The sequence below is a fragment of the Pseudomonas sp. FW305-25 genome (assembly GCF_017351415.1).
In the GTDB taxonomy this organism is placed as follows: domain Bacteria; phylum Pseudomonadota; class Gammaproteobacteria; order Pseudomonadales; family Pseudomonadaceae; genus Aquipseudomonas; species Aquipseudomonas chlororaphis.
Genome location: NZ_JACNDE010000008.1, coordinates 19,571 through 35,996, shown reverse-complemented (window position 1 = coordinate 35,996; position 16,426 = coordinate 19,571). Strand labels below are relative to the sequence as shown.

Below are 16,426 nucleotides of genomic sequence, written 5' to 3'. Positions count from 1 at the left end.
CTTTGTTGATACCAGTTCGCAATTTGCGCTGAAGCGGCCCAAGCCATGATTAAACAACGCACCCTGAAGAATATTATCCGTGCCACAGGTGTAGGCCTGCACTCCGGGGAGAAGGTTTACCTGACCCTCAAGCCTGCGCCTGTCGACACCGGCATTGTGTTTTGTCGTGCCGACCTGGACCCTGTGGTGCAGATTCCTGCTCGCGCGGAAAACGTTGGTGAAACCACTATGTCGACCACCCTGGTCAACGGTGACACCAAAGTGGACACGGTGGAGCACTTGCTCTCGGCCATGGCTGGCCTGGGCATCGATAACGCCTACGTCGAGCTCTCCGCGTCCGAAGTCCCGATCATGGATGGCAGCGCTGGACCCTTCGTATTCCTGATTCAATCTGCCGGCCTGGAAGAACAGGACGCAGCCAAGAAGTTCATCCGCATCCTTCGCGAGGTGACAGTGGAAGACGGCGACAAGCGCGCCACTTTCGTGCCTTTCGACGGTTTTAAAGTGAGCTTTGAGATCGATTTCGATCACCCGGTTTTCCGTGACCGCACCCAGAGTGCAAGCGTGGACTTTTCCAGCACTTCGTTCGTGAAGGAAGTCAGCCGCGCCCGTACCTTTGGTTTCATGAGTGATATCGAGTACCTGCGCAAGCACAACCTCGCACTCGGCGGCAGCGTGGAAAACGCCATCGTGGTCGACGCGGATGGTGTACTGAACGAGGACGGCCTTCGCTACGAAGACGAATTCGTGAAGCACAAGATCCTCGACGCAATTGGTGACCTCTACCTGCTGGGCAACAGCCTGATAGGTGAGTTCAAAGGCTTCAAGTCGGGCCATGCACTGAACAACCAGCTTCTGCGCAAGCTCATTGAGCAGAAAGACGCTTGGGAAGTCGTGACCTTCGAAGATGCCAGCACTGCACCGATCTCTTACATGCGTCCGGTTGCGGCCGTGTAAGTAACACTCTCTTTCCTTTAGTTTTTAAAGGCTGCCCTCGGGTGGCCTTTTTTTATGTCCGCAGATTCCTGCGCGGCTGATGAGGTTATCGCGGGCAGCACGGGACCAATAGAAGCGAGGCTTGGCCACGATGGGCTCAGCCCGCCACGACCCGGTTTCGCCCTTCGGCCTTGGCCTGGTACAGCGCCTTGTCGGCCATCGAGCACAACGCTTCCAGGCTGGACTTCGGCGTGCCCGCCCAGGTGCTGAGGCCGATGCTGATGGTGATTGGCGAGGCGCCATCCCGGATCGGCGGCAGGCGCTCGATCGCCAGGCGGATATGCTCGGCGATACGCCGGGCGCCTTCGTTATCGGTCTCCGGCAGGACCACGGCGAACTCTTCGCCGCCGTAGCGTGCGGCCAGGTCGCCGGGGCGACGGATATTGTCACTGATCACCCGGGCCACGATGCGCAGGGCTTCATCGCCAAGCGGGTGCCCGTGGCGGTCGTTGAAGGCCTTGAAGTGATCCACGTCCAACATCAGCAGCGACAGGGCGCTGTGGGAGCGTTGCGCGCGTCCCCATTCGCGGGCCAGGGTCTGGTCCAGGCTGCGGCGGTTGTCCAGGCCGGTGAGAGCGTCAGTGGCGGCCAGTTGCGCGAGTTCCTGCTCGGCGCTCTGGCGGCGGCGCAATTCCCGGCAAAGCAGCCAGGTCAGCCACAACAGGCCCAGGCACAGCGCACCGGTGGCGCCGCCGACCACCAGGGCGGTGCGCTGCCAGGAGGCGAAGACTTCATTGCTGGAAAGCGCCACGATCACGATCAGCGGCAGGTCTCCGACCTGGGAGAAGGTATACAGGCGCGGCTGCTGGGTGCTGGACATGCCTTTGAAGCTGCCGTTCCCCTCGCGCAGGATGCGGATGAAATTGGGCCGTTGGCTGAAGTCCTGGCCGATCAGGTTGTCCGCTCGCGGCGGTTCCTGGGCCAGCAGGATACCGTCGCGACTGATCAGGTTGACCGAGCTGTCGCGGCCGACATTCAGGCTTTTGAACAATTGGCTAAAGTAGTCCAGGCGCATGGCCGCTTCGGCCACTCCGAGGAACTCCCCGCGCTCGCCGGACACCCGCCGGCTGAAACTGATGCGCCAATCCAGCTCGGGCGGGCGGGCGCGGAACGGTCGGCTGATCAGCATGCCCGGATCAGGGTTATTCACATGGGACTGGAAATACTCCCGGTCGGCAAAGTTGCCCTGGCGCGGTTCGACCGAGGCGGAGTCGGCGAGCACGTTGCCGCGCGAGTCGAACAGCAGGATGTTGCCCTTGTAGGGGGCCGCGGTGGCCCGGTCGAACAGCGCCATATGGCGAATGGTCGGCGATACCTGTTTCAGGTCGTCGCGTTGCGAGGCGCTGATCAGGCCACGCAGGGATACGTCGTACAGCTCGACATTGCGCAGCACGTCGGCGTCGATCAATTGCACGATGTTGGAGGCCGCGCGGGTGGCGGCCATTTCGGCGCTGCCGCGTTCGCGAATCAGCAAGAAGGTCACGATGCTCAGGATGGAGATGACCATCAGTGAGCTTCCAAGAATCAGCATCCTTTCCGACCGGGTCAAAGTGGTCGTGTTGCGGGGTGTCGCACTACTCACACTCATAGTTCTGACTTCTGCGGTGTGTACGTTTCAGGGGTGTTTCCGGATGAAGCAAGCAGAGTTGCAGAGACCGATCGCGCCTGCGGGCGCATGTATAAATCGCAGACAAAAAAAAGGCCAGCAAAATGATGCTGGCCTTTTGCTTAACCGAGCTTAGAACACATTGAATGGGTAATCGACGATTACCCGGTATTCGTCGGTGTCATTGTCCAGCGCGCCATAACCGTTGCCGCCACGGTTGGTGGCCCACTGCAGGCGGACCGCCAGATCCTTGGCCTGGCCACCCTGCACCACGTACTTGAGGTCAAGGTCGCGTTCCCAGTGCCTGGCGTGCTCGCCGCCGGCGCTGTACCAGTTGGCGTAGCCAAGGCTGTGCGGGTCGACCTTGGTCAGGTCCAGCTCGCCGCGCGAGTAGGAGAGCGCCGAAGTCAGGCCCGGCAGGCCGAGGCCGGCGAAGTCGTAGGCGTACTTGAGTTTCCACGAACGCTCGTTGGGGCCGTTGAAATCCGAATACTGCTGGGAGTTGTCCAGGTAGATGCTGTCACCCTGGTTGATGTAGTCGAACGGGGTGTTGCCATTCACCCGCTGGTAAGCGGCGGTGAGGCTGTGATGGCCGATGCCCAGGGTGAAATGCAGGCTGTAGGTGTTGTTGTCGATGTCGCCCAGCAGCGCGTCGCCGGTGTCTTGGGTGTGATAGAAGTGCAAGCCCGGGTTCAGGGTCACCAGCTCGTTCAGCGCGTAGCTGTAGTCGAGGTCGTAGTAGTACTGGTTCCAGATGTCCTTGAGTTCGGCGGCGTACAGGCTGCTGGTCAGCCCGGGCACGCCGCTCCAGGCCACGCCGGCCCAGTTCAAGTGGCGGCTTTCGTCGCCATTCGCCAGTTTGCCGTAGGCCGTGTCGATACGTCGGCGGCCGCTCTGGTTATAGGGCTTGGTGAAGCTGGCCTGGCCACCTTCGAGCAGCCAGCCGTCGAAACTGTGGTTGGCCAGGCTGACCCCGCGGAAGGTCTGCGGCAGCATGCGGCTCTGGCCACCGGCGATCACCGGATTGTTGAGAAACAGATCGCCGGCCTTGAGCTCGGTGTCGAAGGCGCGGATTTTCAGGGTGGCGCCAGCCGTGGAAAACGACGTCGGCGCTTTGCCGCTGCCATCGCTGACCGGCAGGATGCTCGAGCTGTCGGTGCCGCCACCGCCATCGAGTTTCAAGCCGAGCATGGCGTTGGCATCGATGCCGAAACCGACAGTGCCCTGGGTATAACCCGACTCGAAGATCCCCAGGAAACCCTGGCCCCATTCGATATTGTCGGGAGCCTGCTGGTGGCGGTTGCGATTCATGTAGTAGTTGCGGGCGTTGAGCTTGAGGCTTGCGCCTTCGACGAAGCCTTCGGGGCTGGCCTCGTCGGCGGCCTGGACACTGGGGGCGATAGTTGCAGCCATTGCAATGAACAACGGGCTGAGAGTGGAAGTGACCTTCACCGGTAAAAAGCTCCTTGGATGAATGATGACAGTTGTTATTGTCGATTCGGGTGTTTCTTGTTCTGGGTGAAACGAATGAAACAGGCAGTTCTACATGGCAAAAAAAAGCCGCTGTTATCAGCGGCTTTAAGACAACTTACTCCGGGGTTAGAGCAGAGAAGTTGTCGAGGGAAACGAGTCGGTAGCAGGTGTCAGCTGTCCTTCTGAACGTCCGGCTGGCGTTGTTCCGCCGTGATCTCCTGCGGCTGCTTGCCGTTCTGTTGCTTGGTAGCCAGCGCTTCCTGGGCGTCCTGGAAGGCAGCGGCGCGCGCGGCGTTATGCGCGGCGAAAGTCTGCGATTCTTCGGCCATGGCCATAGGGGCCAAGAACAGGGAGGACAAAACAAAGGCGCTGGCAATACCCATACTGTTGGACATTTCTGAAGACCTTCTTGCAGAGCAAGTTCAAATTAGGTGCGACAAAAATATAACTTCAAGACGGCTGGAAAAAGCGCCGAACAGGATAAGCACTGTTACGCCAAAAGCAATAGTTGACACCACTTCTGTAGGCGCCAGGCTTGCCGGCGATGGGGCAATGCGCTGTGCCTGATGCACCGCCATCGCGAGCAAGCTTCGCTCCTACAGGTCCGTGGCGAGCCTGCTTCTGTAGGAGCCAGGCTTGCCGGCGATAGAGGTAATGCGATGTATCTGACATGCCGCCATCGCGAGCAATCGCGCGTCGACCGGCTGCTCCTACAGAGGAGAGGGAGAGGTCAGATCGGCAGGTAGAGGCCGAAGGTGTTCATGCCGTCATCGCTGCGCACGAACACGTCGCCGCCGTGCATCAGGGCGATGGCCTTGACGATCGCCAGCCCCAGGCCGTGGTTGGCGCCGCTGTTGCTGCGGGAGGCGTCGACCCGGTAGAAGCGCTCGAACAGCCGGGGCAGGTGCTCGCTGGCGATGGCCTGGCCGGGATTGCTCACGGCGATGGTCACCTGGTGTTCCTGCACATCGATCTGTACCTGGATCACCTGCCCGGGCTCGGTGTGCTGCACGGCATTGCTCAGCAGGTTGATCAGCGCCCGGCGCAGGTGGGCGATCTCGATCTGCACCTGGGCATCGCCGCGGACCTCGACCTTGACCTGGGCGTCTTCGAGGATGAAGTCCAGGTAGTCCAGGGTGGTCGCCACTTCACTGGCCAGGGAGGTGCTGGTGAGCTTGGTGGCCTTGCTGCCCTGGTCGGCGCTGGCCAGGAACAGCATGTCGTTGATGATCGAGCGCAGCCGTTCCAGCTCTTCGAGATTGGATTGCAGCACCTCGAAATAATGCTCGGCGGAACGCCCGCGGGTCAGCGCCACCTGGGTCTGGCCGATCAGGTTGGTCAGGGGCGAGCGCAGTTCGTGGGCGACGTCGGCATTGAAGGATTCCAGGCGCGAATAGGCTTGCTCCACCCGCTCCAGGGTCGAGTTGAACGAGTTGGCGAACTGCGTCAGCTCCGGCGGTAGCGACGACAGTTGCAGGCGTCCGGAAAGCCTCGGCGGGGCCAGGCGCTGGGCCTCTTCGGACAGCCCGATCAAGGGCTTGAGGCCGATGCGCGCCACCCAGTAGCCCAGCGCCGAGGCCAGCAGCACGCCGACGATGGCCAAGCTGATCAAGGCAATCAACAGCTGGTGCTGGGTCTCGTAGAAGGTCTCGGTGTCGATGGCGATCAGAAAGCGCAGCGGCGGGCGCAGCTCCTTGGCCGGCAGCTGGCTGACCAGCACTTTCAGCGGATAGGGATGCCCGGGCAGGGTCAGGTCGCGCATGCCCAGCGGGCCCTGGGCAAAGCGGCGGATCTGCGGGTCGGGGTTGCCGTATTCGTAGGCGGGGTCGCCGCTGACCACCCAGAAACGGATGCGCTTGTCTTCTTCGCTGAGCAGCTTGAGCTTGTTGTTGATCTTGGCCCAGTGCTCCGGGTTGCCGAAGCGCGTCAGGGCCGACTCCAGCACGCTGTAGCGCGCATCCAGCTCGGCCTCGGGCAGCAGGCCCAGGCCCTTGTCCACCTGTTGATAGAGCGCGCCGCCGATCAGCAGGAAGATCAGCAGGGCCACCAGGGTGAAAAGCCCGCTCAGGCGCAGGGCTATCGAGTTACGAGACACCGCGGTTCTCCAGCACATACCCCATGCCGCGGATGGTGTGCAGCAGTTTCTGTTCGAACGGCCCGTCGAGCTTGGCCCGCAGGCGCTTGATCGCCACTTCGACGACATTGGCGTCGCTGTCGAAGTTGATGTCCCAGACCATCTCGGCGATCGCGGTTTTCGACAGGATCTCGCCCTGGCGCCGGGCGAGCACGCTGAGCAGCGAGAACTCCTTGGCGGTCAGGTCCAGGCGCGTACCGGCGCGGCTGGCCTTGCGGCTGATCAGGTCGATCCACAGGTCGGCGATGCTGATCTGCACCGGTTCGTGGCCGCCGCTGCGGCGGGTCAGGGCCTGCAGGCGCGCCACCAGTTCGAGGAAGGAAAAGGGCTTGCCCAGATAATCGTCGGCGCCATCGCGCAGGCCCTTGATGCGGTCTTCGACGCGCTCGCGGGCGGTGAGCATGATCACCGGCGTCTGCTTGCGCGCGCGCAGCGCCCGCAGCACGCCGAAGCCGTCGAGGCCGGGCAGCATCACGTCGAGCACGATCACCGCGTAGTCGCCTTCCAGAGCCAGGTGCAGGCCCTCGACGCCGTCGCGCGCGAGGTCCACGGTGTAGCCTTGTTCGGTCAGGCCGCGGTGCAGATAGTCCGCGGTTTTCTCTTCGTCTTCGATAATCAGAACGCGCATGACCCCGCCTCAGGATGTGCTTGCCAGCGCTGGCGCTGGTGTGGGCCGATGGAATAGCCGCTCGAGCCACAAGTATATGACCGGAGTGGTGAACAGCGTCAGCGCCTGGCTCACCAGCAGGCCACCGACCACGGCGATCCCCAGCGGCTGGCGCAACTCCGCTCCGGCGCCATAGCCGAGCATCAGCGGCAAGGCGCCGAGCAGCGCGGCGAGGGTGGTCATGATGATTGGCCGGAAACGGGTGATACAGGCCTGGTAGATCGCCTCCTGCGGCGACAGCCCGCCCTTGCGCTGGGCTTCGAGGGCGAAGTCGATCATCAGGATGCCGTTTTTCTTGACGATGCCGATCAGCAGCACCAGGCCGATCAGGGCCATGATCGAGAAGTCCTGGCCCAGCAGCCAGAGCATGATCAGCGCGCCAAGGCCGGCCGAGGGCAGGGTGGAAATGATCGTCAGCGGGTGGACGAAACTCTCGTAGAGCACGCCGAGGATGATGTACACCGCCACCAGCGCCGCGAGGATCAGCCACGGCTGGCTGGCCAGGGAGCTCTGGAAGGCCTGGGCCGCGCCCTGGAAATTGCCGGCGATGGAGGCGGGCATGCCGATCTGGTTTTTCGCCTGGTCGAGCATGATCACCGCGTCGCCCAGGGCCACGCCCGGCGCCAGGTTGAACGACAGGTTGGCGGCCGGGAACATGCCGTCGTGGGCGATGGACAACGGGCCGACGGTGGGCGGATCGACCTTGGCCAGCGCCGACAGCGGCACCATCTCGCCGCTCAGGGGCGAGCGCAGGTAGAAGTAATTCAGGCTCTCGGCCTTGCCGCGCTGCCGGGCGTCCAGTTCGAGGATCACGTTGTACTGGTTGGTCTCGGTCTGGAACTCGTTGACCTGGCGCTGGCCGAAGGCGTCGTAGAGCGCTTCGTCGACGTCGGTGGCGGTCAGGCCGAAACGCGCCGCGGCGCTGCGGTCGATGCTGATATGGGTGATGCTGCCGCCCAGTTGCAGGTCGTTGGACAGGTCGCGAAAGGCCGGGTTGGCCCGCAGTTTTTCCGTCAGGCGCTGGGTCCAGGTATTCAGCGTCGGCCCGTCGTTGCTCTTGAGCACGTACTGGTACTGGCTGCGGCTCGGCCCGGAGCTGAGGTTGATGTCCTGGCCGGCCCGCAGGTACAGGACGATGCCCGGGACCTTGGCCAGCTGCGGGCGAATGCGGTCGATGAACTGGCTGGCGGAGACGTCCCGCTGGCCGCGGTCCTTGAGGGCGATCCAGAAGCGGCCGTTGGCGATGGTCTGGTTGTTGCCGGTGACGCCGACCGAGTGGGAGAAGGTTTCCACCGCCGGGTCGGCGCCGAGGATCTTCGCCAGGGCCAGGTGCTTTGCCACCATGTCCGGGTAGGAAATATCGGCCGCCGCTTCGCTGGTGCCGAGCACGAAGCCGGTGTCCTGGACCGGGAAGAAACCCTTGGGAATGAATACATAGCCGGCGATGGCCAGGCCCAGGGTCAGGCCGAACAGGCCGAGCATCAGCCGTTGATGGGCCAGGGCTCGGCGCAGCCCACGCTCGTAGAGTGCCAGCAGGCGTTCGCCGAAGCCTGGGCGATCGTGGGGATGATCAGTCGGCGCGCGCATGAACAGCGCCGCCAGGGTCGGCGCCAGGGTCAGCGACACCACCACCGAAATCAGGATGGTCGAGGTGGCGGTCAGGGCGAACTCCTTGAACAGCCGCCCGACCACGCCGCCCATGAACAGCAGGGGAATGAACGCGGCGATCAGCGAGAAGCTGATGGACACCACGGTGAAGCCGATTTCGCCGGCGCCCTTGATCGCCGCCTCGCGCATGCCATCGCCGGCTTCCAGATGGCGATGGATGTTCTCCACCACGACAATCGCGTCGTCGACCACGAAGCCCACCGAGATCACGATGGCCACCAGGGTCAGATTGTTCAGGCTGAAGCCCATCACATACATCAGCGCGAAGCTGGCCACCAGCGACACCCCGAGCACGCTGGAGACGATCAGCGTCGCCGACAGCTGGCGCAGGAACAGCGCCATCACCGCCACCACCAGCAGCACCGCGATCAGCAGGGTGATTTCCACTTCATGCAAGGACGCGCGGATGGTCTTGGTGCGGTCCGAGAGCACGGTCACGTCCACCGAGGCCGGCAGCATGGCCTCCAGGCGCGGCAACTCGCCCTGGATGCGGTCCACGGTGTCGACGATGTTGGCCCCCGGCTGGCGGAAGATCACCAGGTTGAGCCCCGGCTGGTCGTTGGACCAGGCCTGCACGTAGGCGTTTTCCGGGCCGCTGATGACCCGGGCGACGTCCTTGAGCTGCACCGGCGCGCCGTTCTTGTAGGAGACGATCAACTGGCCGTAGTCCTCGGGATGGAACAGCTGGTCGTTGGTCGACAGGGTCGAGATGCTCGACTCGCCATACAGCGCGCCCTTGGCCAGGTTGAGGCTGGCCTGCTGCAGGGCGACGCGGATATCGGCCAGGGTCAGGCCGATGGCCGCCAGCCGGTCGGGCGAGGCCTGGACGCGGATCGCCGGGCGTTGCTGGCCGGTGATGTTGATCAGGCCGACACCGTCGATCTGGCTGATCTGCCGGGCCAGCAGGGTTTCCACGTAGTCGCTCAGTTCAGTGCCGGGCATCTGCGTGGAACTGATGCTGAGGATCAGCACCGGGCTGTCCGCCGGGTTGACCTTGCGCCAGGTGGGCAGGCTCGGCATGTCGTTGGGCAGCTTGCCCGAGGCGGTGTTGATCGCCGCCTGCACTTCCTGGGCGGCGGTGTCGATGCTCTTGTCGAGGGTGAATTGCAGGGTCAGGTTGGTCGAGCCCAGGGCGCTGCTGGAGGTCATCTGGGTCATGCCGGGGATGGCGCTGAACTGCACCTCCAGCGGTGTGGCCACCGAGGAAGCCATGGTTTCCGGGCTGGCGCCGGGCAGCTGCGCGGTGACCTGGATGGTCGGGAATTCGGCCTCCGGCAGCGGCGCTATGGGCAGCCGGGGAAAGGCGATGGCGCCCAGCAGCACCAGGGCGAAGGTCAGCAGCAGGGTGGCGACCGGATGGTCGACGCACCAGGCGGAGATCGAGCCGTGGCCCTTCATGGCTGTGGCTCCGCGTTCGCCGCCTGGATCTGTTGCGGCGGTTCGCTGAGCACTTCGATATGTGAGCCGGCCTTGAGCCGCGACTGGCCGTCACTGACCAGCAGGTCGCCGGCCTGCACGCCCTTGATGATGTTCTGGCCGCTGTCATGATAGACCATCTGCACCGGGACGATTTCCACCTTGTCGTCCTTGACCCGATACACGAAGTGTTTGTCCAGGCCGCGTTGCACCACGCCGGGCGGTACCACCAGGGCGGCTTTTTCCACGGCGGTCTGGATCTTGATGGTCACCAGTTGGCCGGGCCAGAGCTTTTGCCCGGGGTTGCTGAATTCGGCCTTGGCGCGGATGGTCCCGGTGTTGGTGTCGATCTGGTTGTCGATCAGGCTCAGGTGGCCTTCGCCCAGGCGCTCGCCCGTGTCGGAGTCGGTATCGGCGCCCAGGTAGGCGTCCACCGAGGCCGGGTGCTCGGCGACCAGCAGCCCCTGCAGGGTCGGCAGCATCTGTTGCGGCAAGGAAAACTCGACCGCGATCGGGTCGATCTGGGTCACCGAGAACAGGCCCTGGGTATCGCTGGTGCGCAGGAAATTGCCTTCGTCGACGGTGCGGATGCCGACGCGGCCGGACACCGGCGAGCGGATCTGGGTATAGGACAACTGCACCTGCGCCGCATCGATGGCGGCCTGGTTGCCCTGGACGCTGGCCTTGAGCTGGTTGACCAGCGCCTGCTGCTGGTCGTAGGTCTGCTTGGACACGCCGTCATCCACCGACAGCAGCTTGTAACGCTTGAGGTTGACCTGGGCCACTTGCAGTTGCGCCTGGTTTTCCGCCAGTTGCGCCCGGGCCTGATCGAGGCTGGCGCGGATCGAGCGGTCGTCGATGGTCGCCAGCAGGTCGCCGGCCTTGACCAACTGGCCTTCCTTGACCAGCAGCCGGGTGAGGATGCCGTCCACCTGGGGCCGGATCACCACGTTGTGCAGCGACAGTACCGAACCGATGCCACTGACATGCCGCGGCACATCCTGCTGGGCGACGCTGATCACCCGCACCGGCACCGCGGTCGGCGCCGCCAGCTTGGTGCTGGGCGGCTTGAGCAGGGACCACAGGCCAGCGGCGGCGAGAACGGTGAGCACGCCTGCGAGCACAAGGGTTGTTTTTCGATTACGCATGGACGCCAGCGCCGGGGGGTAAGGGGGACGGGAGGATGGCCAGAATCGATGGCCCCTTTATAGCCGGCCGACCCGGTCAGCAACGTGACGCCTGCCTGACAGCGCTGTCAGCAAAGGCCGACCGATGACCTTTGGCCGATGACGGTCGCGGCCGCTCAACGATCCGCAACGCGGGTATACTGCCGGCCTTCGCGGCCCGCTTCCCCGGGCCCGGCCTTTGCTTTTCACCCGGAGCTTCCATGACTACCCCAGCACAACCGCCTGTGTCCGACGCGCCCAGCGCCGACCAGGTCGATGACGCCAGCGCGCCTGGCGAAGGCAAGCCGGCGATCGCGCCGTTCAAGTTTCCGTTCAAGCCGTCCGAGTTCGCCCAGGCCAAGAATGCCCAGCAACCCTGGTACAAGAACGGCGCCACCAACGGCCACACCAAGACCCCAGGCGCGGCGCCACCCGGCACCCGCCGCTCGATGGGCAAGCGCTGAGTCCAAGCTTCTGTAGCCGCTGCCGAAGGCTCGGGCCGCGTTCGGACGATCGACCGCGAAGCGGGCGCACGACCTTAAGATCGCCGAAGGCCTTCGGCCTTATCGCAGCCTGCGGCAGCGGCTACAAGTTCCGCGAATGCCGCGATATCCCAATCCGTGCAGCCGCTGCCGCAGGCTGCGTACGAGCGGCACGCTCGCAATGATTTGACGGACACCGGAGACTCTGCGGGTCAGCGGCAGGGCTTCATGCTGCCCGCAAGGAAATGAAGGCGTAGGTGAGCGGCGCCTCGGTCACCACCTGGGCACCGGCGTCCTGCACTTGCCCGGCAATGTCTTCACCGGATACATGAAACAGCCACTCGCCGGCCGGCGCCGCCAGCGGTTGCGCCTGGACCCGCTCGATGGCTTCGGCCAGGGCGGCCATGTCCGGCAGGTAGGCGGTAAAGCCGTCGCCCTTGAGGGCGGTGGTGTGAATGCCCAGTAGTTGGCAGATGGCTTGTTTGCTGTGGATATCGTCGCGGTCGGCCTGGCGCGAGCGCTGGATCAGTTCAGCCAGTTCCCGGTCCACCAGTTCGCCACCGACGATCAGCTCCGGGCCTTTTTCCCAGGACTCGGGCGGGCAATCCTTGACCGCCGGGTTGAGCGGGATGTGCGGATTGATTTCCATCGGGTAGATGCGGCACACCAGCGGCCGGCGTTCATAGATCCGGCACAGCTGGTCTTCGTCAAGATTCCGGCAGGGGCCGACGTTGTAGGCGGCGAAGGTGATCGCCACGTGGGCCTGGGTATTGCCGCTGGGCACCACGCAGGAACGCCGCTCGGCGTGCTCACGCTGCTGGGCCGGCAGCCCCAGGCCATTGCTCAGGAAGCCTTCCACCAGCACGATCACCTGGCCGCCATCCAGCGCCCACTGGTGGGCTTCGCCGAGGGTCAGGGGAACGTGGTGATCGTTGCAGCACTTGCCGCAGCCTACGCAGGAAAAACGAGTATTCATTGAGCCGGCAGCCATAGTCGAAAGGCGGAAGCGGCGACGGAATGACTCACATCGCCCTCTAGATAGCGCTCTCGAAGCAAGTTATGCGCCAGTCACCGGCCCTTGGCCTCGAGGGCGGGACGGATCGAATCCCACTCGGTGACGTGGGCGTTCTTGCGCTGTTTGTCGTACAGGCACAGTTCCACGCCAATCTGGCCCTTCATGTGTTTTTGCGGGTACTGGCCCTGGAGCAGCAACGCGCTGTAGCCGACCCGGTCGTCGAACTGCGCGGCGTTGCCCAGCACTTTGACATTCTTCAACTGGCTGGCCTTGGTGCAACTGGCCCGCACCTGCATGTCGAAGGTCGCCCAGGCGTCCGGGCTGGAGGCCTGGGCCTGGCTGGCGAGGAGGGTGAGGCAGGTGAAGATCAGGGACAGGGCTTTCATGGCGGGGCGCTCCTTCGTTCACGAGTGTGCGCGGGAGTATGCCTGAGGCGCCGACAATGAAAATCGCTGTAGCCGCCGCGGCAGGCTCGGGCCGCGTTCGGACGATCGGCCGGAACGGCCGCGGCGATCTTGAAGTCGCTGAAGGTCCTGCGGACCTTATCGCAGCCTGCGGCAGCGGCTACAGGTTACAGCGGCGTGTGGGGAACCTGCTCGCGGCGGATCACCCGCATGCCGACGCTGTCGTACAGTCCACGAGCGCGCTGGTTGTCTTCCAGCACCCGCAGGTCGACAAAGGCTTCGCGGCGCTGGCGGAAGACCTCGAAGGCCTGCAGCAGCAAGGCCCGTCCCAGACCCTGGCGGTGGACCCGCGGATGCACCACCAGGTCCTTGATATAGGCGCTGGTCCAGCACTGAATCACCCCGACGACGCCTTCACCGTCCTGGGCCACCAGGCACAGTTGCGGGTCGTATTCGGCGTCGCTTTCGAAACGCTGGCGCCAGCTGTCCAGCTCCGGCACGCGCCCGCCGCCGTCCTGGTAGCCGAGGTGCATCAGGCCATGCACCGCTGCGGCCAGCTCCGGCCGATAGCTGTCGAGGCTGAAGGCGGCCGGCCAACTGGCGGGAGCCGGTTGCCCGGTCAGGTCGCGGCGCATCAGCAGGCAGTAGTCGTCGGCCACGGCTCAGGCGCTCTGGGCGGCGACGTGACGGGCCGCTTCGATCAGGCAGCGGGTCAGGTCCGGCGAGGAGAACTTGGTCAGCACCGCGTTGGCGCCGGCCAGGCGGGCCTTTTCCGCGTTCATGGCGCTGTCCAGGGAGGTATGCAGCAAGACGTAGAGGTGGGCGAAGTCCGGGGTCTCGCGCAGGGTGCGGGTCAGGGCGTAACCGTCCATCTCCGACATCTCGATGTCCGAGACGATCAGGTTGATCTCCTGGGCGGTGCCTTGCAGGTCCAGCAGGCAGTCGATGGCCTCCTTGGCGCTGCGCGCGGTGTGGCATTGCAGGCCGAGGTTGCGCAGGGTATGCACCGACTGCTGCAGGGCCACCTGGCTGTCGTCGACCACCAGGATCCGCGCATTCCCCAGCAGTTCGGCGTCTTGCATGCTCAGCTCGGTCGGCGCGGTTTCGATCTGCGCCGGGGCGATGCCATGGATGACTTTCTCGATGTCCAGCACCTGCACCAGGGTGCCGTCGACCTGGGTGACCCCGGTGATATAGGACTTGACCCCACCGGAGCCATAGGGCGGCGGGCGGATATCGGTGGTCAGGCAATGCACGATCTTGCTCACCGCCTGCACATGCAGGCCCTGCTTGGAACGGCTGACGTCGGTGACGATCAGGCAGCCGCCCTCCGGGTCTTCCAGCGGCCGTTCGCCGATGGCCCGGCTCAGGTCGATGACCGACAGCGAATTGCCGCGCAGGGTGGCGATGCCTTTCACGTGCGGGTGCGATTCCGGCAGTTTGGTCAGCGGTGGGCAGGGAATGATTTCACTGACTTTGAGCAGGTTGATCGCCATCAGCTTGCCGCTGCGCAAGGTGAACAGCAGAAGCGAAAGAGAGTCTGCGCGGGCTTTGTTGGAAGACATAAAAACCTTCTGTGGAAAAAAGGTGGTTCGCGCCATGGGCCGCGAACAGCTAGCGATAACGGGTTATCGACGCGCAAAGGGCTGGCTTTAGGCTTAATCCCAATATCCGCGACCCGCGCAATCCGTAGCCGCTGCCGAAGGCTGCGATCGAGGACGCCGTCCTCGCAAGATCAGCCACTGCGTCGTTTCGGTCACACCTCATGTATCGGGTTCATGGCCGTTTCGTGGCAATGCCGCCCAAGCCAATCGCAGCCTTCGGCGGCTACAGGTGAGTCACTTCAAGCCTAGCCTCTTGGCCATGCGCCCCAGGTTGGCGCGGTCCAGGCCCAGCTCGCGGGCGGCACTGGCCCAGTTGTGCTGGTGGCGCTCAAGGCAGGCACTGATCAGTTGGCGCTGGTAGTTTTCGGTGGCCTGCCGTAGATCGCCGGTGCCGGGAAGGTCGGCCATGGCCGTCGCAGCCGGGGGCGGGGGCGTGAGCGGCGCCGAGGCGTCCGGCAGGTCCAGGTCGGCGGCGCTCAGGCTGAGGATCTTCGGCCGTTCGCGGCAATTGCCCAGGGCCTTGAGGGCGCTGCGGCCGATCAGGTGTTCCAGCTCACGCACGTTGCCCGGCCAGGCGTAGGCCAGCAGCGCCGCCTGGGCATCGCTGGTCAGGCGCAGGCTGCCCAGGCCCATGCGCGAGCGATTCTGTTCGAGGAAGTAGCCGCTGAGCAGCAGCACATCGCGGCCGCGGTCGCGCAGGGCCGGCACCAGTAGCGGGTAGACGCTGAGGCGGTGATAGAAGTCCGCGCGATAGCGGCCGCTGCGCACTTCTTCGGCCAGGTCGCGGTTGGTGGCGGCGATCAGCCGCACGTCGACCTGATGTTCCTGGTCCGACCCCAGGCGTTGCAGCTGGCCGCTTTGCAGCACGCGCAGCAGCTTGGCCTGCACGGTCAGCGACAACTCGCCCACCTCATCGAGAAACAGCGTGCCGCCATTGGCCAGCTCGAATTTGCCGCGGCGGTCGTTGGTGGCGCCGGTAAAGGCGCCCCGCACATGGCCGAACAGTTCGCTTTCCACCAGGGTATCGGGCAGGGCGGCGCAGTTGAGGCTGATGATCGGTTTGTCGGCACGGGGCGAGGCGGCGTGGATGGCCTGGGCCACCAGTTCCTTGCCGACCCCGGTTTCACCGGTGATCAGCACCGTCAGGTCGCTGCCGCCGACCAGTCCGATTTCCTCCAGTAGGCGTTTGTGGGCTTTGCTCTGGCCGATCATCTCGCGGTTCTGGCCGCTGGCCTGGCGATAGACCTCGGCGCGCTGGTGTTCGTCTTCGGCGCGCAGGGCCAGGCGCTCGATGCGCTCGGCGGCGTTGACGGTGGCCGCCGCCAGGCTGGCGAACGCCTGCAGGGCATCCAGTTCGATCGGCTCGAAGCGCTGCGGGTCGAGGGCATCCAGGGTCAGCAAGCCCCAGGGGCGCTCGTCGATAAACAGCGGGCAGCCCATGCAGTCGTGGACTTCCAGATGTTCGTGCAGGCCATCCACCAGGCCGTCGTAAGGGTCCGGCAACTCGCTGTCGCTGGCGAAGCGGGTAGGGCCGGGGTGGCTGAGCAGGGCGGCGAAACGCGGGTGTTCGCTGACCTTGAAGCGTCGGCCCAGGGTGTCGGTGCTCAAGCCGTCCACCGCCAGCGGCACCAGCCATTCGCCATCCAGGCGCAACAGCGCGGCGGCGTCGCAGGGCAGCAGGGCGCGCATGGCTTCCAGCAGGCGGCGGTAGCGCTCGCCTTCGGGCAGTTCGCGGGACAGGTCGGAGACCAGGGGCAACAAGGCGGTGAGCAGGGATTTTGCGGTCATAATGACT

Annotated in this window: 15 protein-coding genes; 2 read left to right on the top strand and 13 right to left on the bottom strand. The window is 64.5% G+C overall.

Annotation, left to right across the window (positions count from 1 at the left end):
• The first annotated feature begins 45 nt into the window (after window positions 1-45).
• Complete coding sequence (gene lpxC / locus J4E58_RS09990) at window positions 46-957, top strand: UDP-3-O-acyl-N-acetylglucosamine deacetylase (protein WP_009045509.1); 912 nt, start codon at window positions 46-48, stop codon at window positions 955-957.
• Between the two features lie 136 nt (window positions 958-1,093).
• Here the strand turns inward: lpxC and J4E58_RS09985 are convergent, their stop codons facing one another.
• The 8 genes from J4E58_RS09985 to J4E58_RS09950 all read right to left on the bottom strand — a co-directional run bounded on the left by J4E58_RS09985 (window position 1,094) and on the right by J4E58_RS09950 (window position 11,108).
• Window positions 1,094-2,584 (bottom strand): sensor domain-containing diguanylate cyclase, encoded by a 1,491-nt coding sequence (locus J4E58_RS09985; protein WP_087092005.1) that lies wholly within the window; start codon window positions 2,582-2,584, stop codon window positions 1,094-1,096.
• 150 nt (window positions 2,585-2,734) lie between these two features.
• Window positions 2,735-4,015 carry an OprD family porin gene (locus J4E58_RS09980; RefSeq protein WP_087092094.1) on the bottom strand — a complete coding sequence of 427 codons (1,281 nt, stop codon included), beginning with the start codon at window positions 4,013-4,015 and terminating at the stop codon, window positions 2,735-2,737.
• 230 nt (window positions 4,016-4,245) lie between these two features.
• Entirely contained in the window at window positions 4,246-4,470 is a 225-nt protein-coding gene (locus J4E58_RS09975; protein WP_007922123.1) for a hypothetical protein, read from the bottom strand.
• 27 nt (window positions 4,471-4,497) lie between these two features.
• Entirely contained in the window at window positions 4,498-4,662 is a 165-nt protein-coding gene (locus J4E58_RS09970) for a hypothetical protein (protein ID WP_156376430.1), read from the bottom strand.
• Between the two features lie 143 nt (window positions 4,663-4,805).
• Complete coding sequence (locus J4E58_RS09965) at window positions 4,806-6,170, bottom strand: heavy metal sensor histidine kinase (protein ID WP_087092004.1); 1,365 nt, start codon at window positions 6,168-6,170, stop codon at window positions 4,806-4,808.
• Entirely contained in the window at window positions 6,160-6,837 is a 678-nt protein-coding gene (locus J4E58_RS09960; protein ID WP_087092003.1) for a heavy metal response regulator transcription factor, read from the bottom strand. Before J4E58_RS09960 ends, J4E58_RS09965 begins: the two co-directional genes overlap by 11 nt.
• A 9-nt stretch (window positions 6,838-6,846) precedes the next feature.
• The gene (locus tag J4E58_RS09955; protein WP_087092002.1) at window positions 6,847-9,942 is read right to left on the bottom strand and encodes a multidrug efflux RND transporter permease subunit; all 3,096 of its coding nucleotides are present in this window, start codon (window positions 9,940-9,942) and stop codon (window positions 6,847-6,849) included.
• Complete coding sequence (locus J4E58_RS09950) at window positions 9,939-11,108, bottom strand: efflux RND transporter periplasmic adaptor subunit (RefSeq protein ID WP_087092001.1); 1,170 nt, start codon at window positions 11,106-11,108, stop codon at window positions 9,939-9,941. The genes J4E58_RS09955 and J4E58_RS09950 overlap by 4 nt, the downstream gene beginning before the upstream one ends.
• 239 nt (window positions 11,109-11,347) lie before the next feature.
• Between J4E58_RS09950 and J4E58_RS09945 the strand changes: the two genes are divergently transcribed.
• A complete protein-coding gene (locus tag J4E58_RS09945) occupies window positions 11,348-11,590 on the top strand; it encodes a hypothetical protein (RefSeq protein WP_007922116.1) in 243 nt (80 codons plus the stop codon).
• 244 nt (window positions 11,591-11,834) lie between these two features.
• Here the strand turns inward: J4E58_RS09945 and J4E58_RS09940 are convergent, their stop codons facing one another.
• The 5 genes from J4E58_RS09940 to norR all read right to left on the bottom strand — a co-directional run bounded on the left by J4E58_RS09940 (window position 11,835) and on the right by norR (window position 16,419).
• Complete coding sequence (locus J4E58_RS09940; RefSeq protein WP_087092000.1) at window positions 11,835-12,584, bottom strand: YkgJ family cysteine cluster protein; 750 nt, start codon at window positions 12,582-12,584, stop codon at window positions 11,835-11,837.
• A gap of 92 nt (window positions 12,585-12,676) precedes the next feature.
• A complete protein-coding gene (locus J4E58_RS09935) occupies window positions 12,677-13,009 on the bottom strand; it encodes a hypothetical protein (RefSeq protein ID WP_087091999.1) in 333 nt (110 codons plus the stop codon).
• Window positions 13,010-13,194: 185 nt separating this feature from the next.
• A complete protein-coding gene (locus tag J4E58_RS09930; protein ID WP_087091998.1) occupies window positions 13,195-13,686 on the bottom strand; it encodes an N-acetyltransferase in 492 nt (163 codons plus the stop codon).
• 3 nt (window positions 13,687-13,689) lie between these two features.
• Window positions 13,690-14,592, bottom strand: coding sequence for a chemotaxis protein CheV (locus tag J4E58_RS09925; RefSeq protein ID WP_009045497.1), 903 nt, complete (start codon window positions 14,590-14,592; stop codon window positions 13,690-13,692).
• Window positions 14,593-14,865: 273 nt separating this feature from the next.
• Window positions 14,866-16,419: a nitric oxide reductase transcriptional regulator NorR gene (gene norR, locus J4E58_RS09920; protein WP_087091997.1), complete on the bottom strand. Its 1,554-nt coding sequence runs from the start codon at window positions 16,417-16,419 to the stop codon at window positions 14,866-14,868.
• Between the last annotated feature and the right edge of the window lie 7 nt (window positions 16,420-16,426).

What these genes read in the sequence shown, in the direction of transcription:
- lpxC (WP_009045509.1), top strand. Translation starts at nt 46, where the DNA reads ATGATTAAACAACGCACCCTGAAGAATATTATCCGTGCCACAGGTGTA.
- J4E58_RS09985 (WP_087092005.1), bottom strand. Translation starts at nt 2,584, where the DNA reads ATGAGTGTGAGTAGTGCGACACCCCGCAACACGACCACTTTGACCCGG.
- J4E58_RS09980 (WP_087092094.1), bottom strand. Translation starts at nt 4,015, where the DNA reads ATGGCTGCAACTATCGCCCCCAGTGTCCAGGCCGCCGACGAGGCCAGC.
- J4E58_RS09975 (WP_007922123.1), bottom strand. Translation starts at nt 4,470, where the DNA reads ATGTCCAACAGTATGGGTATTGCCAGCGCCTTTGTTTTGTCCTCCCTG.
- J4E58_RS09960 (WP_087092003.1), bottom strand. Translation starts at nt 6,837, where the DNA reads ATGCGCGTTCTGATTATCGAAGACGAAGAGAAAACCGCGGACTATCTG.
- J4E58_RS09955 (WP_087092002.1), bottom strand. Translation starts at nt 9,942, where the DNA reads ATGAAGGGCCACGGCTCGATCTCCGCCTGGTGCGTCGACCATCCGGTC.
- J4E58_RS09950 (WP_087092001.1), bottom strand. Translation starts at nt 11,108, where the DNA reads ATGCGTAATCGAAAAACAACCCTTGTGCTCGCAGGCGTGCTCACCGTT.
- J4E58_RS09945 (WP_007922116.1), top strand. Translation starts at nt 11,348, where the DNA reads ATGACTACCCCAGCACAACCGCCTGTGTCCGACGCGCCCAGCGCCGAC.
- J4E58_RS09940 (WP_087092000.1), bottom strand. Translation starts at nt 12,584, where the DNA reads ATGAATACTCGTTTTTCCTGCGTAGGCTGCGGCAAGTGCTGCAACGAT.
- J4E58_RS09935 (WP_087091999.1), bottom strand. Translation starts at nt 13,009, where the DNA reads ATGAAAGCCCTGTCCCTGATCTTCACCTGCCTCACCCTCCTCGCCAGC.
- J4E58_RS09925 (WP_009045497.1), bottom strand. Translation starts at nt 14,592, where the DNA reads ATGTCTTCCAACAAAGCCCGCGCAGACTCTCTTTCGCTTCTGCTGTTC.
- norR (WP_087091997.1), bottom strand. Translation starts at nt 16,419, where the DNA reads ATGACCGCAAAATCCCTGCTCACCGCCTTGTTGCCCCTGGTCTCCGAC.